Source organism: Nocardioides sp. Z43_10 (assembly GCF_059766615.1).
Window position 1 is genome coordinate 218,860 of record NZ_JCBAJY010000006.1, and the last position, 24,399, is coordinate 243,258.

Genomic DNA, 24,399 nt, shown 5'->3' on the forward strand with positions numbered 1-24,399 from the left:
CACTGAGCGGCCCGGGGGCTCAGGCGAAGCGGGGCGCGTCCGCGCCCGACTGGTCTTCCAGCTCGCGCACCCACCGGGGCAGCACGAAGACGCCCTCGGCCTCGACCGTCACGCGCCCGTCCGGCTCCGCGATGTGGCCCACCACGTGGGCGGTGGTGCCGTCGAGGCGCTCCACGTGGGCGCGGGCCTGCAGCGCCCCGAGCGGCGTCTTGCGGCGGTAGTGCAGGGTCAGCGTGGTCGTCATCCGCGGGCGGCGGTCGAACCCGGCGGCATGGCCGAGCAGATGGTCGAGCACCAGCGAGGCGACCCCGCCGTGCACCAGACCGGGCGGGCCCTCGTAGGCGGCACCGAGATGGAACCGGGTCCAGGAGACGCCGTCCTCGCCACGGTGGATCTCCAGCGGCGGCGCCATCGGGTTGCGCAGCCCCATCACCGCATTGCCCCAGGCCCGCGCCGTGCCGGAGGTGCTCACCCGCATCCCGTAGGGGCCGGGCAGCTGGCGCTCGCGCAGGGAGGCCACCACGCGCTCGATGTCGGCGCGGGCGGCGGCGACGGTCTCGGCGTCGGCCTCGGTGCGGATCACGGCGTCGATCAGCTCGCGCACGCTCTGCGTCAACGGCGCATGCACCTCGGCCTGGGCGGCCACCTGGTCGTCGGTGAGCTGGTCGTGCACGAACTGGAGCATGCGGGCACTCTGCCACACGCGAGAACGTGTTCTGGTTCGCTCTCCCACCGGGTGGTGAGACGCGGGCTGCCGGTCGACGCGGCGTGCCACAATGGTCGGGTGCTGAGCGCGATCATCATTCGCTAGCGCGTCGCGGCCTCCGGGCCCCCGACGCGCCGACCTCTCGTTGACCGGGAGGTTTTTTTGTTGCCCCGACCAGCCGCCCCGGACCCCCGGCCGTACGAATCGAGATGGACACCGATGGACCTGCAGGGCTCGTTCCACGTCTACGACACGACGCTGCGCGACGGGGCGCAGCAGGAGGGGCTCAACCTCTCCGTGGCCGACAAGCTGGCCATCGCCCGCCAGCTCGACGGGCTCGGGGTCGGCTACATCGAGGGCGGCTGGCCCGGCGCCAACCCCAAGGACACCGAGTTCTTCCGCCGCGCGGCCACCGAGCTGGACCTCAAGCACGCCCGGCTGGCCGCGTTCGGGGCCACCCGCCGCGTCGGCCTGCGGGCGGCCGACGACCCGCAGGTGGCCGCGCTGCGCGAGTCCGGCGCCGGCGTGGTGACGCTGGTGGCCAAGTCCCACGACCGCCACGTCGAGCTCGCGCTGCGCACCACGCTGGCCGAGAACCTCGCCATGGTCCGCGACACCGTCTCGCACCTGCGCGCCGAGGGGAAGCAGGTCTTCCTCGACGCCGAGCACTTCTTCGACGGCTACCGGGCCAACCGCGACTACGCCCTGGAGGTGCTGCGCACCGCCCACGACGCCGGAGCCGAGGTCGCCGCGCTGTGCGACACCAACGGCGGCATGCTGCCGGGGTGGGTGGCCGAGGTGGTGCACGACGTGATCGAGTCCACCGGCGTCCGGGTCGGGATCCACTGCCACAACGACACCGGCTGCGCGGTGGCCAACAGCCTCGCCGCCGTCGAGGCCGGCGCCACGCACGTCCAGGGCACCGTCAACGGGTACGGCGAGCGCACCGGCAACGCCGACCTGGTCACCGTGGTCGCCAACCTCGAGCTCAAGCTGCAGCGCCCGGTGCTGCCGACCGGCCTGCTCGGCGAGGCGACCCGCATCGCGCACGCGGTCGCCGAGGTGACGAACGTCGCGCCCGCCTCGCGCCAGCCCTACGTCGGGACCTCCGCGTTCGCCCACAAGGCGGGGCTGCACGCCAGCGCGATCAAGGTCGACCCGGACCTCTACCAGCACCTCGACCCGGCGGCGGTGGGCAACGACATGCGCCTGCTGGTCTCCGACATGGCCGGGCGCGCCTCGATCGAGCTCAAGGGCAGGGAGCTCGGCTTCGACCTGTCCGGCGATCAGGACCTGGTGGGGCGGGTGACCGCACGGGTCAAGGAGCTGGAGTCGCGCGGGCACACCTTCGAGGCGGCCGACGCGTCGTTCGAGCTGCTGCTCGTCGAGGAGGTCGAGGGAAGCCGGCCCTCCTACTTCGACGTCGAGTCGTGGCGGGTGATCACCGAGAACCGGCCCGCCGGCGAGGCCCTGTCCGAAGCCACCGTGAAAATGCACGCCGGGGGCACTCGCCTGGTGGTGACCGGCGAGGGGAACGGGCCGGTCAACGCGCTCGACCACGCCCTGCGCCAGGCCATCGGCCAGGCCTACCCGCAGGTCGCCCGCTTCGAGCTGATCGACTACAAGGTCCGCATCCTCGACCAGGGCCACGGCACCGACGCGATCACCCGGGTCCTGATCGAGACCTCCGACGGGGAGTCCTCCTGGGTCACCGTCGGGGTCGGCGCCAACGTGATCGAGGCCTCGTGGGCGGCCCTGCTCGACGCCGTCACCTTCGGGCTGCGCCGCCACCACGCCTGAGCCGGCAGGTCAGCCGACGACGCGTCGTACCAGGTCCGACCAGCCGGCGATGATCCGCTCGGGGTCGAGGTGCTCGACCGTCACCTGCTGGCGCAGGATCACCACCTCGAGCGGGGCGAGCAGGGCGGTGGCCAGCACGGGGATGTCGCCGGGCACCTCCAGCGCGGTCAGCAGCAGCCGCACGTGCATCGCGGAGAAGGCGTGGGCCGGGTGCGAGCGCGCGCCCGGCGCCCCGCCGGCGGCCACGATCAGGTCGCCGAGCAGCAGGTTGAGCTCGACCCGCGAGCGCCCGAAGGCCAGCAGCCGCTCCAGCGGCTCCGCGCCGGGACCGAGCGGGGCCGGCCCGGAGATCACCTCGGCCTGCCAGGCCGACTCCGAGCGGTCCAGGAGCGCGGCCATCAGCCCCGCCCGACTGTCGAAGTGCCGGAACAGCGTGCCCTTGCCGACGCCGGCCTCCGCGGCGACCGCGTCCATCGTCACGCAGGACACTCCGTCGCGCTCGACCAGGTGCGCGGCCGCGGCCAGCAGCACGTCCCGGTTGCGCTGCGCATCGCGGCGCTGGGGGGGTGGCTGCCCGTGGATCGGCAGCGGAGCGGACGGGGTCACGCCTGGACTCTAGAGCATGGGAAGATAAACGGACCGCGGTCCGTTTACGCTCGTGCAGACCGCATGCCACACCCGTCGAACCTCCAAGGAGAACCCATGACCCACACCCGCGTCGCCGTCCTGCTCGGCAGCCTCCGCGCCGACTCGCTCAACCGCCGCATCGCCGGCTTCCTGGCGGAGCAGTCCGGCGAGGACGTCACCGTCGAGATCGTGGAGGGTCTCGCCGACGTGCCGTTCTACAACGAGGAGCTCGACGCGGACGCCGTCCCGGAGACTGCGGCACGCCTGCGTGCCCAGATCGCCGAGGCCGACCGGGTGCTGGTGATCACCCCCGAGTACAACGGCACCATGCCCGCGGTGCTGAACAACGCCATCGACTGGCTCTCGCGGCCCTACGGCCAGGGCGCCCTCACCGGCAAGCCCCTGGCCGTCATCGGCGCCACCCCCACCCCCTACGGCGGCAAGTGGTCGCACGAGGACGCCCGTCGCTCGGCCGGGATCGCCGGCGCCGTGGTGCGGGAGGACCTGACGATCTCCCAGCCGGCGCTCGAGGGCGACATCCTGGCCGACCCCGAGGTGACCAAGCGCCTGCTCGACACCCTCGCCTCGCTCGTGGCCCACGAGGACGACGCGGCGGCCTGACGCGCGGCCCTCTGGGCTGCGCGCCCCGGGGCCACTAGCGTCGCCAGCATGGCCGACGCCCCGCAGCACCTGCACGACCTGTCCGCCCTGGCGCAGGGGGACCTCGTCCGACGCGGCGAGGTCTCCGCGCTGGAGCTGGTCGAGCACTACCTCGAACGCCCCGACGCCGTCGGGGCGTTCGTCACGCTCACCCCCGACCTGGCCCGGGAGCGCGCGGCCGCGCTGGGCCGCCCGGGACCCGGGGCCTCCCCGCTGTACGGCGTGCCGACCGCGATCAAGGACCTCAATCTGACCGCGGGCGTGCGCACCACCTTCGGCTCCGCGGCCTACGCCGACCACGTGCCGAAGGTCTCCGACAGCGTCACCACCTCGCTGGAGGCCGCCGGCATGGTGAGCCTCGGCAAGACCAGCACGCCGGAGTTCGGCTCGCCCTGCTACACCGAGCCCGACGGTGCCCCGCCGGCGGTGACCCCGTGGGACCCCACCCGGATGGCGGGCGGCTCCTCGGGCGGCGCCGCGGCGGCGGTGGCGGCCGGTCTGGTGCCGCTCGCCCCCGGCTCCGACGGCGGCGGCTCGATCCGGGTCCCCGCCTCCTGCTGTGGGCTGGTCGGACTGAAGCCGACCCGAGGACGGGTCAGCGGCGCGCCGACGTACGGCGACCCGATCGGGCTGTCGGTGGCCGGTCCGCTGGCCCGCACCGTGCGTGACGCGGCGGCCCTGCTCGACGTGCTGGCCGGGCGTCGCACCGGGGACCCGACCTGGGCGCCCGCCCCCTCGGGGTCGTTCCTCGCCGCCTGCGAGCGTCTCCCGGGGCGGCTGCGGGTCGGCCGGTTCAGCGCCCCGGTGCTCGTCCCGGACGCGCCGGTGGACCCCGAGTGCCTGGCCGCCTGGGAGGACGCGTCGGACCTGCTGGAGTCCCTGGGCCACCGGGTGGAGGACGTGCCCGTGCCGCTGCCGCCGGAGTCGGTGCCGGTCTTCGAGACGTGCTGGGCGGTGCTCAGCGCCCTCTCCAGCGCACCGGCCGGCCGCGAGCACCTGCTGCGGCCGCTGACCCGGTGGCTCAGCGAGCGCGGCGCGCGGGTCTCCGGTCCACAGTTCGGCCTGGCGATCGGTCAGCTGCGGCGCTTCGCGGCGGCGGCGCTGAGCGCCCTCGAGCCGTACGACGTGGTGCTCACGCCGACCCTGGCACAGTTGCCGCTGCCGGTGGGGGCGCTGCGCGACGACGCCGACCCCGCCGCCGACTTCGCCGCCCAGATGGCGTTCACCCCCTGGACGTCGGCCTGGAACGTGACCGGGATGCCGGCGCTCTCGCTGCCGCTGGGCACCAGCGCCGACGGGCTGCCGATCGGCGTGATGCTCGCGGGGCGCCCGGCCGAGGAGGAGCTGCTGCTCGCCCTGGCCGCGCAGGTCGAGGAGGCCGCGCCCTGGCACGGGCGCCGTCCCCGGCTGTGGTAGCCGAGCGCTCGGCGCTCGCCAGCCGGGCCTAGCCGATGCCGCGGAAGAGCAGCGCCGACTTGAAGTCCACGTGGGCGTACTTCAGGTAGTTGTCGAGCACCTTGTTGGTGACCTTGTCGGTGCGGGTCGCGACCGTCACCACGACGACGCTCCCCGTCGAGCCGGAGCGGAACTTGCCGGCCGCGAACTCCGGGATGAAGCGGCCGTCCTGGATGGTGAACTGCTCCTCCTTGAGACCGTTCGCCGCCTTCTCGGCGCGCTTGGCGTTGCGCATCACGAAGAAGATGTGGGTGAACTGGAGGTTGCCCCCGCGTGCCTTGTAGCTCGCCTCGACCGCGTAGCGACATCCCTGGGAGGTGAGCGCCCCCTCCTTCTCGACCGGGGCGCAGGTGCGGTAGTTCCAAGCCCCGGCGTTCTTGGCGGAGAGCTTCACGTCGCCGAGCCGGAAGTTCCAGTCGTCGCGGTACTCCTTGGCCCTCAGCTTCCCGGTGGCGGTCGGGTCGGGCCCCTCGGTCGGCTCGTCGGTGGGGTCCTCGGTCGGCTCCTCGGTCGGCTCCTCGGAGGGCTCGTCGGTGGGGTCCTCGGTCGGCTCGTCGGTCGGCTCCTCGGTGGGGGACTCGGACGGGCTGGGGCTGGTCGAGGGCTCCTCGGGGCCGGCGGTCACCGTCGCCGGATCGTTGTTGAGGCCGTAGACGATCCCGGCCGTGCCCAGGATCCCCAGCACCAGCGACGCCACCAGCAGCCCGAGGACCAGCCGGTCGCGACCGCTCGCCGCGGGTCGCGTCGGTGCCCCCAGCGGACCGGACAGGTGCGAGGGCGGACCGAACCCACCGGTGCCCCCGCCGCTGCCGGGATCCGCGGGGCCGTGCGGTGGCTGCTGGGAGTGGGACATGGAGCGGGTCCTCCTGTGGACGAGGTGGGGTGCGCGGGTTGTTCTACCCGAGGTGAGCCGGAGTAGTCCTCATCCGGCCTCCACCCGCGCGCCGGCGAGTTCGGCGATGAGCACGGCGCCGGCCAGGTCGAGCCGGGTCTCGCCCAGACGGGCGGCGAGGAGGTCGACGCCCTCGAGGCTCGCGCCGCGCAGGTCGGCGCGCCTCAGGTCGCTCTCGCGCAGCGTGGCGGAGTCGAGCCGGGCACGGCGCAGGTCGCAGCCGGAGAGGTTGCTCAGGGACAGGTCCGCCTCGTGCAGGTCGAGGCCGCTGAGGTCCGTCCGGCTCAGGTCCGCGCCGCGGATCGTCACCGCGCCCCACTGACCGCCGCGGACCTTCATCGTCCGTAGGTTGCACCGCTCGAAGACGGACCCGAGCAGCTTGCAGCCCTCCAGGGTCGCGTCGAAGAAGCCGGTGGAGCGGAAGGTGCAGGCCACGAAGGCGGTGCTGCGGTGCACCGAGGAGTTGAGCCGGCAGCGGTCGAAGGTGCAGTTCTCGAACAGCGCGCCGTGGGTGCGCACGTCGCTGAGGTCGACCGCGGTGAACGTGCAGTCGACGAAGCGCGCCGAGCCGAGGTCGTCGCCGTACCAGTCCTCGTCGCGGTAGTCGACGTCACGAACCTCGCCGTCGGCGCTCACCGGCGCAGCTCGAGCAGTCGGCGGGGCAGACGCGCGGTGGACAGCCCGCCACCGGCTCGCCGCACCTCGAAGTGCAGGTGACAGCCGTCGGGGGCACCGTCGTCGGAGACCCGCGCGATCACGTCGCCGCGCCGTACCCGGTCCCCGCGCTCGACGAAGACCTTGCGGGTGTGCGCGATCAGGAAGTCGACGCCGAGGCGGTGGTTGCGGATCAGCAGCGGGTTGCGGCCGTACGCCGGGCCCAGGGCGCCGTTGTCGACCACCCAGCCGTTGCGCGCGGCCGTCAGCTTGCGCCCGCACGGGATCGCGACGTCGATGCCGTGGTGGAAGCCGCGGCCGTTCGCGCAGCGCGGGTCGGCGGAGTAGTAGGGCGCCGGGGTGCACCCGAACGGGATCATGATCCGGTGCCGCCCGGCGTACCAGGGGGAGGAGTACGCCGTCCGGTCGCTGCTGTAGAAGCGCCACCGCGGGTCCGGCTCGGCGCTGGCCGCGGTGACCGGGACGAGCAGCGCCGCGACCAGCACGCTCAGCAGGGTGACGAGGGCGGCGCGGATCATGGCGGACACGCTATCCCGACCGCGGCGAGCAGCCGCTCGCACTCCTCGACCAGCCGCCGGCGCAGCGGGGCGCCCCGCTCGGCGAAGCCGCGCTGCTGCGCGGCGTACTCCCGCTTGCCCGCCGGCGTCTCCACCTCGAGCGGCTCGAAGCCCAGCCCGGTCAGGTCATACGGCGCCGCGCGCATGTCCAGGACCCGGATGTCGCGGGCCAGCTCGAAGCAGTCCGCGACCAGGTCGGAGCAGATCATCGGGGTGAGCCGGAAGGCGTGCTTGTACAGGTCCATCCCGGCATGCAGGCAGCCCGGCTGCTCGAACGCCGCCCGGTCGCCGCTGGTGGGGGACAGGGCGTTGAGCGGGCGCGCGTCGGGGGTGAAGAAGCGGAACGCGTCGAAGTGCGAGCAGGCGATCCGGTGGGACTCCACGACCCGGTCGGTGCCGTCCGCGCCCAGGCGCAGCGGCCAGTCGGCGTGGCGGACCTGCTCGGGGCTGAGCCGGTAGACCATCGCCCACTCGTGCATCCCGAAGCAGCCGAGGTTGGCCGGGCGCGACGCGGTGGCGCTGAGCAGCGCGTGCAGCGACTCCAGCAGCGGCCGCTGCCGCGCGACGTACTCCTCGGCGACGCCCACGCCCTCGCCGAGGTGGGCGTAGCCCTTGAGGTCGAGGTACTCCTCGGCTCCGGTCAGCGCCACCCCGTAGCCGGGGTGCCAGCGGCGCAGCTGGGCGGGGCGCTGGGAGTAGTAGGTGAACAGGAAGTCGTGGACCGGGTGCTTGACCCGGGACTCGCGCCGCGCGAGGTGCGGCGCGACGAACGCGTCGACGCGCGCCTCGTGGGCGGCCCGGCGGGCCGACCACTGCGCCTCGTCGAGCACCCGCACGTCCATCGGGACAAGGGTAGGCGCCGGCCCGCACCGTCCGGCGAGCGGGCGGGGCCCGGGCCGTTAGGCTCGACCCGTGCGTATTGCGAGATTCACCACTGGAGAAGACCCCCTGTACGGCGTCGTGACCGGCGACGTCGACGAGTTCGGCCAGCCGGCCGACGACAGCGTGATCGTCGCGCTGGCCGGCGACCCGCTCTACGTCGGCGTCAAGCTGCTCGAGCAGGAGTACCGGCTGGCCGACGTGCGGCTGCTCGCGCCGGTCCTGCCGCGCAGCAAGGTGGTCGCGATCGGTCGCAACTACGCCGCGCACGCCGCGGAGATGGGCAGCGACCTGCCCGAGGAGCCGCTGATGTTCCTCAAGCCGAACACCTCCGTGGTGGGGCCCGGCGACCCGATCTTCTACCCCCGCCAGACCCAGGACCTGCACTTCGAGGGCGAGCTCGCGGTCGTCATCGGCCGGATCTGTCGCGACGTGCCGCCCGAGCAGGCCACCGACGTCATCCACGGCTACACCATCGCCAACGACGTGACGGCGCGCGACCTGCAGCGCAAGGACGTGCAGTTCACCCGGGCCAAGGGCTTCGACTCGTTCTGCCCGCTCGGGCCGTGGATCGAGACCGACCTGGACCCGCAGACGTTCGCCGACGGGGTCTCGATCCAGACCCACCTCAACGGCGACCTGAAGCAGGACGGCAGCACCCGCGACCTGATCTTCGACATCCCCACGTTGATCGCCCACGTCACCAGCGTGATGACGCTGCTGCCCGGCGACGTCATCCTCACCGGCACCCCCGAGGGTGTCGGTCCCATGAACGTCGGCGACGAGGTGGAGATCTCGATCGCCGGCATCGGCACTCTCACGAACAAGGTGGCTCAGCGCTAATGGTCTCGACAACCCCGACCGACGACGACGCAGGCTCGACCAACGACGCGACCCCCCAGGCGCGCCCCGTCCGCGTCCGGATGGCGCCCTCGCCGACCGGCAGCCCCCACGTCGGGCTGGCCCGCACGGCGCTCTACAACTGGGCCTTCGCCCGCCACAACGGCGGCACGTTCGTCTTCCGCATCGAGGACACCGACGCGGCCCGCAACACCCAGGAGTCCTACGACTCCCTGATCGAGGTCATGCAGTGGCTCGGGTTGGACTGGGACGAGGGCCCGCTGGTCGGGGGCCCCTACGGCCCCTACCTGCAGAGCGAGCGCTCGCACATCTACCGCGACGTCCTCCAGCGGCTGCGTGAGTCCGGCTACACCTACGACTGCTACTGCACCAACGCCGAGGTCGAGGAGCGCCGCAAGGCCACCGGCTCCAAGGTGATGGGCTACGACGGCTTCTGCCGCGAGCTCAGCGAGGAGCAGCTCGCCGGGTTCGCCGGCCGGCCCAGCGTGGTCCGCTTCCGGATGCCCGAGGGCGAGATCACCTTCGACGACGTGGTGCGCGGCGAGATCTCCTTCCAGACCGAGTTCGTCCCCGACTTCGCGCTGGCCCGCGCGAACGGCGACCCGCTCTACACGCTGGTGGCGCCGGTCGACGACGCGCTGATGGAGATCACCCACGTGCTGCGCGGCGAGGACCTGCTCTCCAGCACCCCGCGCCAGATCGCGCTCTTCGACGCGCTCAAGGAGATCGGCGTCGCCAAGATGACGCCGCAGTTCGGCCACCTGCCCTACGTGATGGGCGAGGGGAACAAGAAGCTCTCCAAGCGCGACCCCGAGGCCCACCTGCTGCACTACCGCGAGCAGGGCTTCCTGCCCGAGGGTCTGCTCAACTACCTCGCCCTGCTCGGCTGGGCGATCGCGGAGGACCGCGACATCTTCACCCTCGAGGAGATGGTCGAGGCCTTCGACATCCGCCGGGTGAACCCGAACCCGGCCCGCTTCGACCTGAAGAAGGCCGAGGCCATCAACGCCTCGCACATGCGGCGCCTCACCCTCGACGACATGACGCACCGGGTGCTGCCGTTCCTCAAGGACGCCGGCGTCGTCTCCGACCCGGTCTCCGACTCCGACGCACGCCTGCTGGAGCTGGCGATGCCGCTGGTCGCCGAGCGCATCAACAAGCTCACCGAGGCCGTCGACATGCTGGCGTTCCTGTTCGTCGAGGAGGAGGCGTTCACCCGCACCGACTCCATCGACGACGCCGGACGCGAGGTCGTCCGGGCGGCGTACGACGCGCTGGCGGCGCTGCACACCTGGTCGACGGCCGACATCGAGGAGGCGCTGCGCAAGGCGCTGGTCGAGGAGCGCGGCCTCAAGCCGCGGCTGGCCTTCGGCCCGGTGCGGGTCGCGGTGTCCGGGCGCAAGATCTCCCCGCCGCTGTTCGAGTCGCTCGAGCTGCTCGGCCGCGAGCGGGCGCTCTCGCGGCTGCAGCGCGCCCAGGACGCCTGAGCGTGCAGCCCGGCGCCCCCGGCCCCGCGCTGACCCAGGAGGAGATCGACGCGGCGTACCCGCCGCTGGGGTTCCACGAGCTGCACCGGGCCGGGGAGCGCGGCTGGTGGCGCACCCTGCTCGGGGTGGTGCTGCTCGCGGTCACGATGGTCGTGCTGGCCCCGGTGGCCTGGCTGGTGCCGTTCACGGTCGGCTTCGTGGTCGCCGGGGAGCCGGTGGGTGAGGCGATGGGCGACCTGCTCGATCTCGGCGACCCGACGCCGCTCGGCCTGGCCTACCTCAACCTGTCCCTGGCCACGCTGATCCCGGTGGTGTGGCTGCTGACCCGGGCGCTGCACGGGTTGAAGCCGCGCTGGACGACCTCGGTGCGGCCACGGATGCGGTGGGGCTACTTCGTCGCCTGCCTGGGGCTCTCGGTGCTCGCGCTGGTCGCCACCGTGGTGGTCTCCGCGCTGCTGCCGGTCCAGGACGGCGGCGCGGACGTCACCTCGACGCCGCGGGAGTTCACCCGGGAGATCCGCGACTTCGTGATCGTGGTGCTCTTCCTCACTCCGCTGCAGGCGGCGGGGGAGGAGTACGCCTTCCGCGGCTACCTCACCCAGGCGTTCGGCGGCCTCTTCCGCAGCCGTGCGGTGGCCGTGGTCGTGCCCGCCCTGCTCTTCGCGCTGGCGCACGGGCTGGGGCAGAGCCTGCCGATCTTCTTCGACCGGTTCGCGTTCGGGATCGTGGCCGGGCTGCTGGTGGTGCTCACCGGCGGCCTGGAGGCGGCCATCGCCATGCACGTGCTGAACAACTGGCTGGCCTTCGGTCTGGCGCTGGCCTTCAGCGACATGGCCACCGCGCTGAACCCGACCGGGGGAAGCTGGTGGTCGATCCCGACGACCCTCACGCAGTCGCTGGTCTACCTCGCTCTGGCCCTGCTGGTGGCCCGCGCGATGCGGCTTCGGAACACCGCGGATTCGGCCGTTTTGGTGGCCTCCCGGGGGCGCGTGTATGGTTTCTCTCCGGCGCCAGAACGGGCCTGAAGCCCCCAAGAATTACGTGGGGGCTTGCATTACCTTGGGATATGGTGTAATTGGCAGCACGACTGGTTCTGGTCCAGTTAGTCTAGGTTCGAGTCCTAGTATCCCAGCGAGATCGCGGCGCAGGCCGCGATTTTGTGCGAGAGGCTAGCCCCGCTAGAGTTTCGCTCGCGAACGAAGCCGCAAGGCGGAAGATCGCAATGCCCCCGTTGTGTAGCGGCCTAGCACGCCGCCCTCTCAAGGCGGTAGCGCCGGTTCGAATCCGGTCGGGGGTACAGACACGAAGGCCCCGCGGTCACCACCGCGGGGCCTTCGTCGTTCCCAGGCGCTCCTCGCCTGCGAGCTTGCGCCGACTCGGCGCCTGTCTCGTGCGAGCTCACGCCGACTCGGCGGGTTTTCCGCGCGAGTGCGCGCCGACTCGCTGTGGGGTCTGATTTCCGCCAGTCGGGGCGGGGGTGGGGTGTCAGGATGGGGGTGTGTCGATGACCACGTCGCTGGACCCGGAGAGCTGCTACCGCGCGGTGCGCAGTCGCGACCGCCGCTTCGACGGGGTGTTCTGGACCGCGGTGCGCACGACCGGCATCTACTGCCGGCCCTCGTGCCCGGCGCGCACCCCCGCCTTCGCCCACGTGAGCTTCCACCGCAGCGCCGCGTCCGCCCAGGCGGCCGGGCACCGCGCGTGCAAGCGGTGCCTGCCCGACGCCGCCCCCGGCAGCCCCGACTGGGACGTGGCCGCCGACGTGGCCGGGCGGGCGATGCGGCTGATCTCCGACGGGGTGGTCGACCGCGGCGGCGTCCCCGAGCTCGCCCGGCGCGTCGGCTACACGCCCCGGCACCTCAACCGGATCCTGCTCGCCGAGCTGGGCGCCGGCCCGCTGGCGCTCGCCCGGGCGCGGCGCGCGCAGACCGCCCGGGTGCTGATCGAGTCGACCACGATGTCGTTCGCCGACGTCGCGTTCGCGGCCGGGTTCTCCAGCGTCCGGCAGTTCAATGAGACCGTCCGCGAGGTCTACGCCAGCACGCCGTCGCAGCTGCGCGGCCGGCGGGGCGGGCCTCAGACGGCCGGCACGCTGACGATGCGGATCCCGGTGCGCACGCCGTACGCCGGGCGGGCCCTGCTGGGCTTCCTGGCCCGGCGGGCGATCCCGGGAGTCGAGTACGTCGAGGGGGACTGCTATTCGCGCACCCTGGCCCTGCCGCACGGCCAGGGCGCCGTGGCTGTGCGGGTGCCCGACGTCGCCGACGGTGCCGGCGTCGCCTCGGCCGAGGCGACGTTCACGCTCACCGACCTGCGGGACACCTCCGCGGCGCTCGAGCGCGTACGTCGTCTGCTCGACGCCGACTGCGACCCGTTGGCGGTCGACGGACAGCTCGCCGACGACCCGCTGCTGGCGCCCCTGGTCCGCGCCACCCCGGGGCTGCGGGTGCCCGGCCACGTCGACGGCGACGAGGTGGCGGCTCGCGCGGTGCTGGGGCAGCAGGTGAGCGTCGCGGGGGCCCGGACCCTCGCTGCCCGGCTGGCGCAGGCGCACGGCCGCGAGCTGACCACGCCGGTGCCCGGCCTCGAGCGGCTGTTCCCCACGGCGGGGACGCTGGCCGCGCTGGCGCCGGAACAGCTGGCGATGCCGCGCGCCCGGGCGCGGGCGCTGACGGGTCTGTGCGCGGCGCTGGCCGACGGCTCGGTGGCCCTGGACCGGGGCCCGGACCGCGGGGAGGTGCGGCGCCGGCTCCTCGCCCTGCCCGGCATCGGGCCGTGGACGGCCGACTACATCGCGCTGCGGGCGCTGGCGCACCCCGACGTGTTCCTGCCGACCGACGTCGGCGTGCGCCAGGCGCTGACCCGGCTAGCGGGCCCGGCGGCTTCGGCACCGGCCGCGGCCGCCGCGGCAGCGGAGGGTTGGCGCCCCTGGCGCTCCTACGCGCTGATGCACCTGTGGCACTCCCTTACCCTGTCGAGCGAGGAGACCTGAGATGTGGACGGAGATGGAGTCGCCCGTGGGCGACCTGCGCATCGTCGAGCGCGATGAGGCGATCGTCGCGATCGAGTTCGCCCCCTACCCGCCGGTGGGCCGCGAGCCCGCGATCGGGGGACGCGCCGACGATCACCCGGTGCTGGTCGAGGCGCGCGCCCAACTGTCGGCCTACTTCCGTGGGGAGCGGACCACGTTCGACCTGCCGCTGCGCCCGGTCGGGACGCCGTTCCAGCAGCGGGTGTGGGACCAGCTGCGCACCATCGGCTTCGGCGAGACCACGTCGTACGGGCGGATCGCGCAGCGCCTGGGGATGACCAACGCGGCCTCGCGTGCCGTGGGGCTGGCCAACGGCCGCAACCCGATCGCGGTGGTGATCCCGTGCCACCGGGTGATCGGGGCGAACGGCAAGCTGGTCGGCTACGCCGGCGGGCTGGTGCGCAAGCAGGCGCTGCTCGACCTCGAGCGCAGCGGCGCCGACGTCCTGTTCTGAGCGGGGGCTACTCGGCGGCGGCGCGGCGCAGGGACTCGGAGAGCCGCTCGGCGGCGGCCAGGACGGCCGGGGCGTGCATCCGGCCGGGCTGGCGCGAGAGCCGCTCGAGGGGACCCGAGACCGAGACCGCGGCGATGATCTTGCCGCTCGGCGAGCGGACCGGGGCCGAGACCGAGGCGACGCCCTGCTCACGCTCGCCGATGGACTGGGCCCAACCGCGGCGGCGGATGCCGGACAGGGCGGTGGCGGAGAAGGCGGCGTTCTGCAGGCCGCGGTGCATGCGCTCGGGGTCCTCCCACGCCAGGAGCACCTGTGCCGCGGATCCCGCCCGCATCGTCAGCTGAGAGCCCACCGGGATCGTGTCGCGCAGGCCGCTGGGGCGCTCCGCGGCGGCGACGCAGACGCGGTGATCACCCTGGCGGCGCCACAGCTGGGCGGACTCGCCGGTGATGTCGCGCAGCCGCGCCAGCACGGGCCCGGCCGCGGCGAGCAGGCGGTCCTCGCCGGCCGCGGCGGAGAGCTCGGTCAGTCGCGGGCCGAGCACGAAGCGGCCCTGCATGTCACGGGCCACGAGGCGGTGGTGCTCCAGGGCGACCGCGAGGCGGTGCGCCGTCGGGCGGGCCAGGCCGGTGCCGCTGACTAGACCGGCCAGAGTCGCGGGGCCCGCTTCCAGCGCTGCCAGCACCAGTGCTGCTTTGTCGAGAACGCCCACGCCGCTAGAGTTGTCCATATGGCAATACTGCCGTCTCAGATCATGGGATGCAAGGGGTAGATTCCAGGTCCGAGAGAAATCCGATGGCCGGCCGGCGTCACCTGCCGTGCCAGGCGAGTCAGTGTGGAGGGGAAGTTATGGGCAAGACCCTGGCCGAGAAGGTGTGGGACGAGCACGTGGTCCGCAGTGCACAGGGGGAGCCGGACCTCCTCTTCATCGATCTCCATCTTCTCCACGAGGTCACCTCCCCGCAGGCCTTCGACGGGCTGCGGCTGGCGGGGCGCTCGGTGCGTCGTCGCGACCTGACCATCGCCACCGAGGACCACAACGTGCCCACGATCGACTGGGACAAGCCGATCGCTGACCCGGTCTCACGCACCCAGGTCGACACGCTGCGTCGCAACGCCGAGGAGTTCGGCGTGCGGCTGCACCCGCTCGGCGACGTGGAGCAGGGCATCGTCCACGTGGTCGGACCGCAGTTGGGGCTCACCCAGCCGGGGATGACGATCGTGTGCGGCGACTCCCACACCTCCACCCACGGCGCGTTCGGGGCGATCGCCTTCGGGATCGGCACCTCCGAGGTCGAGCACGTGCTCGCCACCCAGACGCTGATGCAGGCGAGGCCGAAGACGATGGCCGTCACCGTCAACGGCACCCTGCCCGCCGGCGTCACCGCCAAGGACCTGGTGCTGACCCTGATCGCCCACGCCGGGACCGGCGGCGGCCAGGGCTACATCGTGGAGTACCGCGGCGAGGCCATCGAGCAGCTCTCCATGGAGGGCCGGATGACCATCTGCAACATGTCGATCGAGTGGGGCGCCAAGGCGGGCATGATCGCCCCCGACCAGACCACCTTCGACTACATCGAGGGCAAGCCCGAGGCGCCGAAGGGCGCCGACTGGGACGCCGCGGTCGCGCACTGGCGGACCCTGGTCACCGATGACGACGCCGTCTTCGACAAGGAGATCGTGCTCGACGCCTCGACGATGACCCCGTTCGTCACCTGGGGCACCAACCCGGGGCAGGGGGTGCCGCTGGGCGCCTCGGTCCCGAGCCCGGACGACTTCGAGGACCCGACCGACAAGATCGCCACCGAGCGGGCCCTGCAGTACATGGACCTGCAGGCCGGCACCCCCCTGCGCGAGGTGAAGATCGACACCGTCTTCGTCGGCTCGTGCACCAACGGCCGGATCGAGGACCTGCGCCTGGCCGCCGAGATCATCAAGGGTCACAAGGTGGCCGAGGGGACCCGACTGCTGGTCGTGCCGGGCTCGGTCCGGGTCCGCCTGCAGGCGCAGGAGGAGGGCCTCGACTCGATCTTCCTCGAGGCCGGCGCGGAGTGGCGCGGGGCGGGCTGCTCGATGTGCCTGGGCATGAACCCCGACCAGCTCGCGGTGGGGGAGCGCAGCGCGTCGACCTCCAACCGCAACTTCGAGGGACGTCAGGGCAAGGGCGGGCGCACGCACCTGGTCTCGGTGCCCGTCGCCGCCGCGACCGCGGTCCGCGGCACGCTCTCCTCGCCCGCCGACCTGATCAACGCCTGACGGCCCTCGCAGAACAGGACATCGACATGGACAAGTTCACCACCCACACCGGAGTCGGGGTGCCGCTGCGGCGCAGCAACGTCGACACCGACCAGATCATCCCGGCCGTCTACCTCAAGCGGGTCACCCGCACCGGCTTCGAGGACGGGCTGTTCGCCGCCTGGCGCAACGACCCCGACTTCGTGCTGAACAACCCGGCGTACGCCGCGGGCTCGGTGCTGGTCGCCGGACCCGACTTCGGCACCGGGTCGTCGCGTGAGCACGCCGTCTGGGCCCTGCAGAACTACGGCTTCAAGGTCGTCCTCTCCCCGCGCTTCGCGGACATCTTCCGCGGCAACTCCGGCAAGGCCGGCCTGCTCGCCGCCCAGGTCGATGAGAGCGTCGTGGAGCGGATCTGGGACCTGCTCGCCGCCCAGCCCGGCGCAGCCGTGACCGTGGACCTGGAGGCCCGCACGGTGCGGGCCGGCGAGGGCCCGGACGCGATCGAGGCCCCCTTCGACATCGACGACTACACCCGCTGGCGGCTGCTCGAAGGGCTCGACGACATCGGCATCACCCTCTCCCACGAGGCGGACATCACCGCTTACGAGGCGACCCGGCCCTCCTGGAAGCCGGTCACGCTGCACGCCTCCTGAGGCCCGCTGCACCCCCCGCATCACCCCGCTCCACTCCGACGGCCCGACGCTGCCCGCGTCGGGCCGTCGGCGTTGGACGACCGGTGGGTGAGCAAATCGTCCAAGGGTGATTGTGAGGGACCTCACAAGTCCCTAGCGTGCAGGCATCCATGCCGAGCACCGGGCTCGGCCCACGTTCCTAAGGGGACCGCAGTGAACAAGACGCAGCTGATCGACGCCCTGGCGGCCCGCTACGACGGCAACCGCAAGGCCGCGGCCCAGGCCCTCGAGTCCGTGCTGGACACCATCACCCGGGAGGTGGCGCGGGGGGAGAAGGTCGCCATCACCGGCTTCGGCTCCTTCGAGAAGCGGATCCGGGAGGCCCGGTGGGTCCGCAACCCGCGCACGGGCGAGCGGATCATGGCGGAGAAGACGGCCGTGCCGAAGTTCACGCCCGGCGCCGATCTGAGGAACGTGATCTCCGGAGCCAAGAGTCTCCCCGCACTCACCCTGGCCGTGGCGACGGCGCCGGCCCGGGCAGCGGCCGCGACCGCGCTCGGGGCGGCGGGTGGCGCGGCCAGGAAGGCGGACGCGACGAGCACGAGCGCGAGCGCGACGGCGACTCCGGCGACGTCGGCGAAGAAGACCGCCCCCAAGAAGACCGCCACCAAGCAGGCTCCCGCGAAGAGCACCGCGAAGAAGGCCCCGGCGAAGGCCACCGCGAAGAAGGCCACCGCGAAGACCACGGCGAAGAAGAGCACGGCGAAGAAGACCACCACCGCGAAGAAGACCACGGCGAAGAAGACCACGGCGAAGAAGACCACCGCGAAGAAGACCACCGCCAAGAGGAGCACCGCGAAGAAGGCGGCCGGCGGCTCCTCGAGCTGATCAGGCGCGGCCGGTGACCTCGGCGGTCCGGGTCCCCACCCCCAGCACGAGGGCGTGGCCCAGGTCACCGGGGTCGTCGACGTCGGAGCGCAGGCTGACCAGCGCCCCCTCGATCTCCCGGGCTCCGCCCGCCAGGTGAGCCGCGCGGGAGCCGGCGCCGAACCGGGGGGCGAACCCGGCGTGTCCGGCGGCGTACATCGTCGTGCCGATGCCGGCGCGGTCGGCGACGAAGCAGGCGTGTCCGGCGGCGGTCTCTCGGGCAGCCTGGGTGAGGGCGGCCTGCAGGTCCTCGGGACGCAGCGCCGGCAGGTCGGCGCACAGTGCGACCGGCACCAGCCGCGGCCAGCGCCGCAGCGCCTCGGCCGCGGTCTGCACCAGGCTGGCGTTGAGATCCTCCGCCGCGCCGTCGGGCACCACCGAGCAACCGGCCGCGCTGAGCTGGGCGGCGAAGCGGTGGTCGTCGGTCACCACCAGCACCTGGGCGACCGCGGGGGTGCGCAACGCCGCGGTCACGGTGTCCAGGGCGAAGGCGGCCGCCAGGCGGCGTCGGTGCTCGTCGGGGAGCCCGGCCAGGCGCGACTTGCCGACCGCGGGCGGCTTGACCGGGACGAGTACGACGAACCCGTCGGCGGCGCCGTCGGGGGTGGAGGGTGCGGAGTCTGTCATCGGGGACGATCCTGCCACCGTCGGGCGCCGCAGCCGCAGAGTGTCGAGCCAAGGACCGCCCTGGACCGGACGAGCGAGTAGCCTGCACCTCGACGTAGGGCGCGTCACGACCGGCGTGGACGGTCGCCGGCAGGGACGGGGAACACAGGTGAGGGTACGCAGGCTCGAGGGGAGGCGCGGCTGGGCGTTCACGCTGGGCGCGGTCATCCTCAAGCCGACGTTCCTGGCCACCACCCGGCACACCTGGCTCGACGGGGACAAGATCCCGGCGACCGGTGGCTGCATCGTGGTGCTCAACCACCTCTCGCACCTCGACCCGCTGATCAGCGCCCACCTCCTCTACGACCACGGCCGGCTGCCGCACTACCTGGCCAAGGCCGGGCTCTTCCGCAACCGCGCCCTGCGCCGCTTCCTCATCGCCGCCGGCCAGATCCCGGTGGAGCGCCTCTCCGGCACCGCCGTCGGCGCGTACGACGCGGCGGTGCGCGAGGTCGCCGCCGGCAAGTGCGTCGTCGTCTACCCCGAGGGGACCCTGACCCGCGACCCCGCGCTGTGGCCGATGGTCGGCAAGACCGGTGCGGCCCGGATCGCGCTGGAGACCGGCGCGCCGGTGATCCCGGTCGCCCACTGGGGGGCGCAGCAGCTGCTGGCGCCGTACAGCCGCCGGCCCCATCTCTTCCCGCGCAAGCACCTCACGGTGAAGGTCGGTGACCCGGTGCCCCTCGAGGACCTGCGCGAGGCTCCCCGCACGGCCGCTACCATCCGGGCGGCCACCGACCGGATCATGGATGCGATCACCGGCCTCCTCGCGGAGATCCGCGACGAGCCGGCGCCCGCGGAGCGCTTCGACCCTCGCCGTGCGGGCGTGCGGCAGATCGGCAACCCCCACCGGAAGGACCGTTGATGACGAAGGTCGCAGTGATGGGCTCCGGCTCGTGGGGGACCGCGTTCTCCATGGTCCTGGCCGACGCCGGGAACGAGGTCACCATGTGGGGCCGTCGTGAGGAGGTGTGCACGGAGATCAACAAGACCCGTGAGAACACCGACTACCTGCCCGGCATCGAGCTGCCGCGCTCGGTGCGCGCCACCCACGACCCGGAGCAGGCGCTTGCGGGCGCGGACGTCGTCGTCCTGGCCGTGCCGTCGCAGAGCCTGCGGGAGAACCTCGTGGCCTGGGCTCCGCACGTGCCCCGGCACGCGGTGCTGGTCTCGCTGATGAAGGGCGTGGAGCTCGGCACCCTGGAGCGGATGAGCGAGGTGATCGCCGAGGTCGCCGACGCGGGACCCGAGCGGATCGCGGTGGTCAGCGGGCCCAACCTGGCCAAGGAGATCGCGCGGCGGGAGCCGGCCGCGTCCGTGGTGGCCTGCGCCGACGAGGACGTGGCCAGGCGCCTGCAGCGGCTGTGCCACTCCAAGGCGTTCCGGCCCTACACCAGCGTCGACGTGCTGGGCTGCGAGCTGGGCGGCGCCTACAAGAACGTGGTCGGGCTGAGCGTGGGCATGGCGGTGGGCCTGGGGTTCGGCGACAACACCACGGCCTCGGTGATCACCCGTGGTCTCGCGGAGACCGCCCGCCTGGCCACCGCGCTCGGCGCCAACCCGCTGACCCTGATGGGGCTGGCCGGCCTGGGGGACCTGGTCGCCACCTGCTCGTCACCGCTCTCGCGCAACCGGACGTTCGGCGAGAAGCTCGGCCAGGGCATGACCACCAGCGAGGTCTACGCCTCCACCCGGCAGGTCGCCGAGGGGGTCAAGTCGTCCTCGTCACTGCTGGCCCTGGCCCGGCGCACCGGCATCGACGCGCCGATCGCCGAGCACGTCGACGCCGTCGTGGCCGGCCGGATGACCGCGCCCGAGATGATGGACTCCTTCATCGCCCGTGACACCAAGGCCGAGACCGACTGAGCCCGACGTCGCGAGACGCCGGTGACCGGTGACGCTGGTGACCAGCGTCACCGGCGGCCGCGGGGACCCAATGGCGCGTTTGTCCGGACAGGGCGGCGCCCGGCAGGCGAAGATATACGAACGGTCGGCTCTTCGCCGGGCGTTGCGACACGGGGGTGTCAGACATGGGGAATGCCGGGGGGCCGGCCAAGCGAGGCCGGGGCGCGCCCCTGAAGGTCCTGGAGGACCTCACCGCGCTGCATGAGGGCACCGTCGACGCCAACGTCCGCTCCGGCTGGCTGCTGCGGATGGCCCGGCTGACCGCCCGGCCCGGTTCCTTCGCTCGCCAGTCGGACATGATCACCGCGCTCGAGGAGCGCGGCATCCTCACGACCCCGTACACGCTGAGCCGGATGGAGTCCGGTCAGCTGCGCTCGGGCAGGCTGATCGACGCCTACGAGGAGCTGCTCGGCCTGTCGCCCGGCGTCCTGCGGGCGCCGGTGGACCTGATGTGCCGGACCTTCCCCCAGGCGCGGGCCGACCGTGACCGCGAGGCGCCCCTGCGCGACGACGACATCACGCTGGCCACCGAGGCGGTGCGCGCCGGTCGACCCACCGGGGGAGAGTGGCTGCACTGGGCCCGGATCGTCTCCCGGCCCGGAGTCGGGTTCCCGCACCGCCTCGCCGTCGAGCTGGCCGCGCGCCTGGTCAGCGAGCTGGAGCGCGGCGTAGGAGCCGCCTTCGCCCCACGGTTCGAGGCGCTGGCGCTGCTGCGCTGCGGCCCCCGCGCCGACGCCGTCGTGGAGGCCGTCGCGCGCCGGCTGGCGGATCCCGACCTGCAGCTGATCTACAACGTCGCGGTGGTGATGGGCCAGAGCGGCACGCACGAGGGTTGGATGTGGGGGGTCGAGCGGCTCCGCGACCCGCGCTCGCACGTCGTCTACGCCGGGGTGTGGGCGATCGAGACGGCCGCGGTCACCCGTGGCTTCCGCCACGAGTGGTGGTTCGACCTGGTCGAGCCCTTCATGGAGGCGTGCCGGGAGGTCGAGCACGGCAGCGAGCACTGGCGCTCGCTGTCGGTGCTGTTCTGGAACCTGCCCACGGACGTGCAGCGCGGGCTGGAGCGGCACCTGCCCTGGCTGCCGGAGTCCGCGCCCCCGGAGGAGACCTGGTCGCCCACCCGAGGGAACGCCGACTGGGTGGCCTGCGAGCGGATGTCTGCCGAGATCTGCCGCCGGCTGGGCCTCGACGAGCAGCCCATCCTCACCCGGCTGCTCTTCGAGCTGGTGGCCGGCCCGTCGAACGCCACCATGGTGACGAGCTACCTGCTGCTCGCCGCCCTCCCGTTCTCCGGGCTGATCATCGAGACCCTGGCCCGGACCGTGCAGGACAGCGCCGACCAGCGCCTGCGGGAGCGGGTCACCTTCACCCTCGTCTCGATGCGCGCCCCGCGCTTCCCCGCGGCGATGAGCGCCTGGTTCGAGGGCCCGCGCGACCTGCAGCTCGCCGCGGCGACCATGGCGGCCACCGCCGGCCACCCGATCCCCGAGGGCCTGCTGGAGGCGCTGCTCAAGGAGGGCGACGTCACCAGCCGGCGCGCCGTGTTCGCCGCCGGGATGGCCCAGCACCCCACGCTGGAGCTGCTGGCCGGCGCCGGCGCGGCGACACAGGAGATCCAGGGCGCGGCCGCGTGGTGGCTGCGTGAGGGCGGGGTCGTCGCCGACGACCCGCCGGCCGGGCGCTAGCTACCGCTCGGCGGTCAGCGTGTCCAGGGCCCGCTCGAGGTCGTCCCACAGGTCGTCGACGTCCTCGATCCCCACCGACATGCGCACCAGGGCGTCGGGGATGGTGGCCGGCTCGGACTTCCAGCGCCGACGTCGCTCCAGCGTCGACTCCACGCCGCCCAGGCTGGTGGCGTGGACCCACAGTCGGGTCTTGTGGGTGAAGAGGTCGGCCGCCAGCGCTCCCTCGGCCAGCACCACCGACACGATGGAGCCGAACCCGGGGTAGCGGACCTGCCCGATGGCGGGGTGGGCGTCGAGACGGCGCACCAGCTCCTGGGCGTTGGCCTGGGCGCGCTCGACACGCACGTGCAGGGTGCGCAGGCCGCGCAGGGCCAGCCACGCCTCGAGCGTGCCGGGCACGGCGCCGATCAGGTCGCGGCGCCCCTTCAGCACCCGGTGCAGCTCGTCGTCGCGGGTCACGATCGCGCCCATCAGCACGTCGCTGTGCCCGGAGATGTACTTCGTCGCCGAGTGCACGACCAGGTCCGCGCCGAGCTCGAGGGGACGCTGGAGCAGCGGCGTGGCGAAGGTGTTGTCGACGACGACGTAGGCGCCGGCCTCGTGCGCGGCCGCCACGATGGTCTCGATGTCGGCGACCTCGAGGGCCGGGTTGGTCGGCGACTCCAGCCAGACCAGCGCCGCGTCCGCGCACGCCTCGACGACTGCGGGGGTATCGGTGATGTCGACCAGCTCCGAGCGGATCCGACCTCGGGCCTCGAGGTCGCCGAGCTGCATGATCGTGCCGTTGTAGCTGTGTCGCGGCGCCACCACGAGGCCGTCGTGTCCGACCAGGTCGAGGACGGTGGCGACCGCCGCGAGGCCGCTGGCGAAGGACAGGCACCGTCCGCCCTCGAGCGCGCCGAGGGCCTCCTCGAAGGCCTGCCAGGTGGGGTTCCCGTAGCGGCCGTACTCCAGGTCGCCGCCCGCGACGTACGTCGAGGCCATCGTGATCGGCTCGTTGAGCGGTGCGTCGGGCTGGACCTTGGGGCGTCCGGCGGTGACCGCGATGGTGGCCGGCTTGAGTGCTCTGGGGGTGTCCTCGGGCATGGCGCCCAGCCTAAGGCCGGTAGGGTCGGCGCCGATGAACGAGCCCAACAGCGATTCCCGTACCACCCGCCGCCCCCGGGTGGCCGTCGTCTTCGGCGGTCGCTCCAGCGAGCACTCCATCTCGTGCCTGTCGGCCGCCAGCGTGCTCTCGGCCCTCGACCGCGACGCCTACGACGTGGTGCCGATCGGCATCACCCGCGAGGGGCGGTGGGTGCTGGAGTCCGACGCCTCGAGGCTGGCGCTGGGGCCCGGCGGTGAGCTGCCCGAGGTCACCGACGGCGCCGACGTGCAGATCGTGCACGGCGAGACCAACGAGCTGCTCGTGCACGCGCCCGGCCAGGTGCCGCAGGTGCTCGGCGAGGTCGACGTGGTGTTCCCGGTGATGCACGGCCCGTTCGGCCAGGACGGCACCCTGCAGGGGATGCTGGAGATGGCCGGGGTGCGCTACGTCGGCGCCGGCGTCCTGTCCTCCGCGGTGGGCACCGACAAGATGTACATGAAGCTGCTCTTCGAGGCCCACGGGCTGCCGGTGCTGCCCTACGTCGTGCTGCCGCCGCGCACCTGGGAGCGCGACCGCGCCCGGCTGCACGAGGAGATCGTCGCCCTCGGGCTCCCGGTCTTCGTGAAGCCCGCCCGGGCCGGGTCGAGCTTCGGGATCTCCCGCGTCGACTCCTGGGACCAGCTCGACGAGGCGCTGGCCGAGGCGCGCCGGTTCGACCCCAAGGTGATCGTGGAGGCCGCCGCGGTCGGTGCCCGCGAGATCGAGTGCGGGGTGCTGGAGGGGGAGCGGGGCGCGGGCCCCGCCACCAGCGAGCTGGCGGAGATCCGGGTCGCCTCGGCGCACGCCTTCTACGACTTCGAGGCCAAGTACCTGCCCGAGGAGAACACCGCCCTGGACGTGCCCGCCGACGTCGACCCCGAGGTCGCCGACCGGGTCAAGGCGCTGGCGGTCGCCGCGTTCGAGGCGCTCGACTGCGAGGGCCTGGCCCGGGTCGACTTCTTCGTCTTCCCCGACGGGCGGGTGGTGCTCAACGAGGTCGAGACGCTGCCCGGGTTCACCAGCCTGTCGATGTTCCCGCGGATGTGGGCCGCCAGCGGGATCGACTACCCCGAGCTGGTCGACCGCCTGGTCCGCCTCGCCCTGGACCGGGACACCGGACTGCGCTGAGCCGGTCG

General features: G+C 73.0%; 24 protein-coding genes and 2 tRNA genes. 17 read left to right on the forward strand and 9 right to left on the reverse strand.

What is annotated here, in order from left to right; all coding sequences use genetic code 11:
- Nucleotides 1–19: 19 nt before the first annotated feature.
- Nucleotides 20–685: a PaaI family thioesterase gene (locus AC6EI4_RS13030; protein WP_498422109.1), complete on the reverse strand. Its 666-nt coding sequence runs from the start codon at nucleotides 683–685 to the stop codon at nucleotides 20–22.
- A 240-nt stretch (nucleotides 686–925) separates the two neighbouring features.
- On the opposite strand from AC6EI4_RS13030, the gene cimA reads away from it, so the two are divergent.
- A complete protein-coding gene (gene cimA / locus AC6EI4_RS13035; RefSeq protein WP_498451721.1) occupies nucleotides 926–2,506 on the forward strand; it encodes a citramalate synthase in 1,581 nt (526 codons plus the stop codon).
- Nucleotides 2,507–2,515: 9 nt separating this feature from the next.
- On the opposite strand, the gene AC6EI4_RS13040 is transcribed toward cimA, so the two are convergent.
- A complete protein-coding gene (locus AC6EI4_RS13040) occupies nucleotides 2,516–3,112 on the reverse strand; it encodes a TetR/AcrR family transcriptional regulator (protein WP_498422104.1) in 597 nt (198 codons plus the stop codon).
- Nucleotides 3,113–3,208: 96 nt separating this feature from the next.
- Between AC6EI4_RS13040 and AC6EI4_RS13045 the strand changes: the two genes are divergently transcribed.
- Nucleotides 3,209–3,754 (forward strand): NADPH-dependent FMN reductase, encoded by a 546-nt coding sequence (locus tag AC6EI4_RS13045; RefSeq protein WP_498422103.1) that lies wholly within the window; start codon nucleotides 3,209–3,211, stop codon nucleotides 3,752–3,754.
- Between the two features lie 48 nt (nucleotides 3,755–3,802).
- Entirely contained in the window at nucleotides 3,803–5,209 is a 1,407-nt protein-coding gene (locus AC6EI4_RS13050) for an amidase (protein WP_498451722.1), read from the forward strand.
- A gap of 28 nt (nucleotides 5,210–5,237) precedes the next feature.
- On the opposite strand, the gene AC6EI4_RS13055 is transcribed toward AC6EI4_RS13050, so the two are convergent.
- The 4 genes from AC6EI4_RS13055 to AC6EI4_RS13070 all read right to left on the reverse strand — a co-directional run bounded on the left by AC6EI4_RS13055 (nucleotide 5,238) and on the right by AC6EI4_RS13070 (nucleotide 8,214).
- A complete protein-coding gene (locus AC6EI4_RS13055) occupies nucleotides 5,238–6,101 on the reverse strand; it encodes a hypothetical protein (RefSeq protein ID WP_498422098.1) in 864 nt (287 codons plus the stop codon).
- A 69-nt stretch (nucleotides 6,102–6,170) separates the two neighbouring features.
- Complete coding sequence (locus AC6EI4_RS13060) at nucleotides 6,171–6,776, reverse strand: pentapeptide repeat-containing protein (protein WP_498451723.1); 606 nt, start codon at nucleotides 6,774–6,776, stop codon at nucleotides 6,171–6,173.
- On the reverse strand, nucleotides 6,773–7,333 hold the full coding sequence (locus AC6EI4_RS13065) for a M23 family metallopeptidase (RefSeq protein WP_498451724.1): 561 nt from the start codon (nucleotides 7,331–7,333) through the stop codon (nucleotides 6,773–6,775). The genes AC6EI4_RS13060 and AC6EI4_RS13065 overlap by 4 nt, the downstream gene beginning before the upstream one ends.
- Nucleotides 7,330–8,214 (reverse strand): 3-methyladenine DNA glycosylase, encoded by an 885-nt coding sequence (locus AC6EI4_RS13070; RefSeq protein ID WP_498451725.1) that lies wholly within the window; start codon nucleotides 8,212–8,214, stop codon nucleotides 7,330–7,332. The genes AC6EI4_RS13065 and AC6EI4_RS13070 overlap by 4 nt, the downstream gene beginning before the upstream one ends.
- A 70-nt stretch (nucleotides 8,215–8,284) precedes the next feature.
- Between AC6EI4_RS13070 and AC6EI4_RS13075 the strand changes: the two genes are divergently transcribed.
- From AC6EI4_RS13075 to AC6EI4_RS13105, 7 genes are all read left to right on the forward strand, one after another.
- The gene (locus AC6EI4_RS13075) at nucleotides 8,285–9,094 is read left to right on the forward strand and encodes a fumarylacetoacetate hydrolase family protein (protein WP_498451726.1); all 810 of its coding nucleotides are present in this window, start codon (nucleotides 8,285–8,287) and stop codon (nucleotides 9,092–9,094) included.
- A complete protein-coding gene (gene gltX, locus AC6EI4_RS13080) occupies nucleotides 9,094–10,599 on the forward strand; it encodes a glutamate--tRNA ligase (RefSeq protein ID WP_498451727.1) in 1,506 nt (501 codons plus the stop codon). Before AC6EI4_RS13075 ends, gltX begins: the two co-directional genes overlap by 1 nt.
- 2 nt (nucleotides 10,600–10,601) lie before the next feature.
- Nucleotides 10,602–11,624: a CPBP family intramembrane glutamic endopeptidase gene (locus AC6EI4_RS13085; protein WP_498451728.1), complete on the forward strand. Its 1,023-nt coding sequence runs from the start codon at nucleotides 10,602–10,604 to the stop codon at nucleotides 11,622–11,624.
- Nucleotides 11,625–11,659: 35 nt separating this feature from the next.
- A tRNA-Gln gene (locus AC6EI4_RS13090) sits at nucleotides 11,660–11,731 on the forward strand.
- Nucleotides 11,732–11,823: 92 nt separating this feature from the next.
- A tRNA-Glu gene (locus AC6EI4_RS13095) sits at nucleotides 11,824–11,896 on the forward strand.
- A 207-nt stretch (nucleotides 11,897–12,103) separates the two neighbouring features.
- Nucleotides 12,104–13,591: an AlkA N-terminal domain-containing protein gene (locus AC6EI4_RS13100; RefSeq protein WP_498451729.1), complete on the forward strand. Its 1,488-nt coding sequence runs from the start codon at nucleotides 12,104–12,106 to the stop codon at nucleotides 13,589–13,591.
- Between the two features lies 1 nt (nucleotide 13,592).
- Entirely contained in the window at nucleotides 13,593–14,084 is a 492-nt protein-coding gene (locus tag AC6EI4_RS13105; RefSeq protein ID WP_498422083.1) for a methylated-DNA--[protein]-cysteine S-methyltransferase, read from the forward strand.
- A gap of 7 nt (nucleotides 14,085–14,091) precedes the next feature.
- Here AC6EI4_RS13105 and AC6EI4_RS13110 read toward each other — a convergent pair whose 3' ends face one another.
- Entirely contained in the window at nucleotides 14,092–14,814 is a 723-nt protein-coding gene (locus tag AC6EI4_RS13110) for an IclR family transcriptional regulator (RefSeq protein WP_498422081.1), read from the reverse strand.
- Between the two features lie 119 nt (nucleotides 14,815–14,933).
- Between AC6EI4_RS13110 and leuC the strand changes: the two genes are divergently transcribed.
- From leuC to AC6EI4_RS13125, 3 genes are all read left to right on the forward strand, one after another.
- Entirely contained in the window at nucleotides 14,934–16,340 is a 1,407-nt protein-coding gene (gene leuC, locus AC6EI4_RS13115; protein WP_498422079.1) for a 3-isopropylmalate dehydratase large subunit, read from the forward strand.
- A 26-nt stretch (nucleotides 16,341–16,366) separates the two neighbouring features.
- Nucleotides 16,367–16,975 carry a 3-isopropylmalate dehydratase small subunit gene (gene leuD / locus AC6EI4_RS13120; RefSeq protein WP_498422078.1) on the forward strand — a complete coding sequence of 203 codons (609 nt, stop codon included), beginning with the start codon at nucleotides 16,367–16,369 and terminating at the stop codon, nucleotides 16,973–16,975.
- A 192-nt stretch (nucleotides 16,976–17,167) separates the two neighbouring features.
- Nucleotides 17,168–17,842: an HU family DNA-binding protein gene (locus AC6EI4_RS13125; RefSeq protein ID WP_498451730.1), complete on the forward strand. Its 675-nt coding sequence runs from the start codon at nucleotides 17,168–17,170 to the stop codon at nucleotides 17,840–17,842.
- Here AC6EI4_RS13125 and cofC read toward each other — a convergent pair whose 3' ends face one another.
- The gene (gene cofC / locus AC6EI4_RS13130; protein ID WP_498422074.1) at nucleotides 17,843–18,508 is read right to left on the reverse strand and encodes a 2-phospho-L-lactate guanylyltransferase; all 666 of its coding nucleotides are present in this window, start codon (nucleotides 18,506–18,508) and stop codon (nucleotides 17,843–17,845) included.
- Between the two features lie 148 nt (nucleotides 18,509–18,656).
- Between cofC and AC6EI4_RS13135 the strand changes: the two genes are divergently transcribed.
- The 3 genes from AC6EI4_RS13135 to AC6EI4_RS13145 all read left to right on the forward strand — a co-directional run bounded on the left by AC6EI4_RS13135 (nucleotide 18,657) and on the right by AC6EI4_RS13145 (nucleotide 22,137).
- Nucleotides 18,657–19,412, forward strand: a complete 756-nt coding sequence (locus AC6EI4_RS13135) for a lysophospholipid acyltransferase family protein (protein ID WP_498451731.1) — start codon at nucleotides 18,657–18,659, stop codon at nucleotides 19,410–19,412.
- Complete coding sequence (locus AC6EI4_RS13140) at nucleotides 19,412–20,413, forward strand: NAD(P)H-dependent glycerol-3-phosphate dehydrogenase (RefSeq protein ID WP_498422070.1); 1,002 nt, start codon at nucleotides 19,412–19,414, stop codon at nucleotides 20,411–20,413. Before AC6EI4_RS13135 ends, AC6EI4_RS13140 begins: the two co-directional genes overlap by 1 nt.
- Before the next feature lie 164 nt (nucleotides 20,414–20,577).
- The gene (locus tag AC6EI4_RS13145) at nucleotides 20,578–22,137 is read left to right on the forward strand and encodes a hypothetical protein (RefSeq protein WP_498451732.1); all 1,560 of its coding nucleotides are present in this window, start codon (nucleotides 20,578–20,580) and stop codon (nucleotides 22,135–22,137) included.
- Here AC6EI4_RS13145 and AC6EI4_RS13150 read toward each other — a convergent pair whose 3' ends face one another.
- Nucleotides 22,138–23,223, reverse strand: coding sequence for a trans-sulfuration enzyme family protein (locus AC6EI4_RS13150; RefSeq protein ID WP_498422067.1), 1,086 nt, complete (start codon nucleotides 23,221–23,223; stop codon nucleotides 22,138–22,140).
- A 34-nt stretch (nucleotides 23,224–23,257) separates the two neighbouring features.
- Between AC6EI4_RS13150 and AC6EI4_RS13155 the strand changes: the two genes are divergently transcribed.
- Nucleotides 23,258–24,391, forward strand: a complete 1,134-nt coding sequence (locus AC6EI4_RS13155; RefSeq protein WP_498422065.1) for a D-alanine--D-alanine ligase family protein — start codon at nucleotides 23,258–23,260, stop codon at nucleotides 24,389–24,391.
- Nucleotides 24,392–24,399 lie beyond the last annotated feature (8 nt).

Excerpts from the sequence above, each read along its gene's own strand:
- cofC (WP_498422074.1), bottom strand. The coding sequence starts at position 18,508 with ATGACAGACTCCGCACCCTCCACCCCCGACGGCGCCGCCGACGGGTTC.
- AC6EI4_RS13065 (WP_498451724.1), bottom strand. The coding sequence starts at position 7,333 with ATGATCCGCGCCGCCCTCGTCACCCTGCTGAGCGTGCTGGTCGCGGCG.
- leuD (WP_498422078.1), top strand. The coding sequence starts at position 16,367 with ATGGACAAGTTCACCACCCACACCGGAGTCGGGGTGCCGCTGCGGCGC.
- AC6EI4_RS13110 (WP_498422081.1), bottom strand. The coding sequence starts at position 14,814 with ATGGACAACTCTAGCGGCGTGGGCGTTCTCGACAAAGCAGCACTGGTG.
- AC6EI4_RS13155 (WP_498422065.1), top strand. The coding sequence starts at position 23,258 with ATGAACGAGCCCAACAGCGATTCCCGTACCACCCGCCGCCCCCGGGTG.
- AC6EI4_RS13145 (WP_498451732.1), top strand. The coding sequence starts at position 20,578 with ATGGGGAATGCCGGGGGGCCGGCCAAGCGAGGCCGGGGCGCGCCCCTG.
- AC6EI4_RS13070 (WP_498451725.1), bottom strand. The coding sequence starts at position 8,214 with ATGGACGTGCGGGTGCTCGACGAGGCGCAGTGGTCGGCCCGCCGGGCC.
- AC6EI4_RS13030 (WP_498422109.1), bottom strand. The coding sequence starts at position 685 with ATGCTCCAGTTCGTGCACGACCAGCTCACCGACGACCAGGTGGCCGCC.
- AC6EI4_RS13150 (WP_498422067.1), bottom strand. The coding sequence starts at position 23,223 with ATGCCCGAGGACACCCCCAGAGCACTCAAGCCGGCCACCATCGCGGTC.
- AC6EI4_RS13105 (WP_498422083.1), top strand. The coding sequence starts at position 13,593 with ATGTGGACGGAGATGGAGTCGCCCGTGGGCGACCTGCGCATCGTCGAG.
- cimA (WP_498451721.1), top strand. The coding sequence starts at position 926 with ATGGACCTGCAGGGCTCGTTCCACGTCTACGACACGACGCTGCGCGAC.
- leuC (WP_498422079.1), top strand. The coding sequence starts at position 14,934 with ATGGGCAAGACCCTGGCCGAGAAGGTGTGGGACGAGCACGTGGTCCGC.
- AC6EI4_RS13045 (WP_498422103.1), top strand. The coding sequence starts at position 3,209 with ATGACCCACACCCGCGTCGCCGTCCTGCTCGGCAGCCTCCGCGCCGAC.
- AC6EI4_RS13055 (WP_498422098.1), bottom strand. The coding sequence starts at position 6,101 with ATGTCCCACTCCCAGCAGCCACCGCACGGCCCCGCGGATCCCGGCAGC.
- AC6EI4_RS13100 (WP_498451729.1), top strand. The coding sequence starts at position 12,104 with ATGACCACGTCGCTGGACCCGGAGAGCTGCTACCGCGCGGTGCGCAGT.
- AC6EI4_RS13050 (WP_498451722.1), top strand. The coding sequence starts at position 3,803 with ATGGCCGACGCCCCGCAGCACCTGCACGACCTGTCCGCCCTGGCGCAG.
- gltX (WP_498451727.1), top strand. The coding sequence starts at position 9,094 with ATGGTCTCGACAACCCCGACCGACGACGACGCAGGCTCGACCAACGAC.
- AC6EI4_RS13140 (WP_498422070.1), top strand. The coding sequence starts at position 19,412 with ATGACGAAGGTCGCAGTGATGGGCTCCGGCTCGTGGGGGACCGCGTTC.